Annotated in this window: 2 protein-coding genes; one reads left to right on the top strand and one right to left on the bottom strand. The window is 35.8% G+C overall.

Annotated features, from left to right (window positions below; translation table 11 throughout):
• The coding region (locus AB3G73_RS24150) for a restriction endonuclease subunit S (RefSeq protein ID WP_367745750.1) at positions 1 to 572 on the top strand (572 nt) is incomplete at its 5' end.
• Here AB3G73_RS24150 and AB3G73_RS24145 read toward each other — a convergent pair.
• The coding region (locus AB3G73_RS24145) for a restriction endonuclease subunit S (protein WP_367745749.1) at positions 565 to 1,109 on the bottom strand (545 nt) is incomplete at its 5' end. The two genes, AB3G73_RS24150 and AB3G73_RS24145, sit on opposite strands and share 8 nt — an antisense overlap.

Below are 1,109 nucleotides of genomic sequence, written 5' to 3'. Positions count from 1 at the left end.
TAGATAGACTCTATGAAAACATAGATGGTCAGCCCTGTTTATATGGTGACTTGTTGACGGTTGTCAATGAAAAAAATAAGATGATGGAATACTCAAATATCTTGTCCGCAAGTCAAGAATTTGGTATGATTGAACGTAACGATTTGAATATTGACATCAAGTACGAAAAAAACGCAATCACTGGCTATAAAATAGTTCGAGAAGGTGATTATATAGTGCATCTTCGCTCATTTCAAGGTGGTATGGCTTTTTCTCAAATGGTTGGGGTATGTAGTCCTGCTTATATCATTTTGCGCCCTAACGATAGATTAAGCTATGGATATTTGGCACCTTATTTCACATCAACTTCGTTCATTAACTCTCTTAGATTGGTGACTTATGGCATAAGAGATGGTCGTTCTATCAATGTTGACGAATGGCTTAATATGAAAGTTTGCATTCCTTCTTTAGAAGTGCAACGGCATATTTTATCCATCATAAAGAGCATTGAATGTAAGCTACTTAATGAGATAAAAATAGCGGACAATCTATTAAAGCAACGAAGCTATCTGCTCTCGCAGATGTTTATATAAACATTTGCGAGAGTAAATACTGTTTCTGCATCGAATAGACATTGAGCAAGCTATTATGCATAGCTAATAGTTCTTGTAACTTTCTGAAAACAATGGATATTCTTTTTTGCTCTTCTAAATTTGGTAGGCGTATTTGAATATTTCCCATTGTGTTGTTCATAAGTTTGGGATTAGCTAAATTTATCGAGACATATTTCTTGGTTGCTTCAGCCAAAACCAATGAAACAAAATGAGCATCAAAACCTTTCCTAAGTTTTAACAAACCACAGACATTGGTGCAATTAAACTTTCCATTACGATAAAATACAGTTCCTGCATTTGCACCGTCTGTTGTCCAACTGACGTATTCACCCTCAAACATATAATCGTCAAGGTACCCCATGATACCCTCGTTTGATGTTTGAGAGGAATATACTGGATATGTGGGATTCACTTGCTGGCTAATTTCTACGGAACTAATAACTCTGCCGCGTCCTATAGTTGCTATATCTTTGATTTTGAATTGTTCCCAACTACAAGAGTGAAGCATTTTCAAAC

The organism is Bacteroides sp. L008 (genome assembly GCF_040812255.1).
Classification (GTDB): domain Bacteria; phylum Bacteroidota; class Bacteroidia; order Bacteroidales; family Bacteroidaceae; genus Bacteroides; species Bacteroides vicugnae.
Note: the sequence above shows the minus strand (reverse complement) of the source record. Positions and strands in the feature narration are given on the sequence as shown.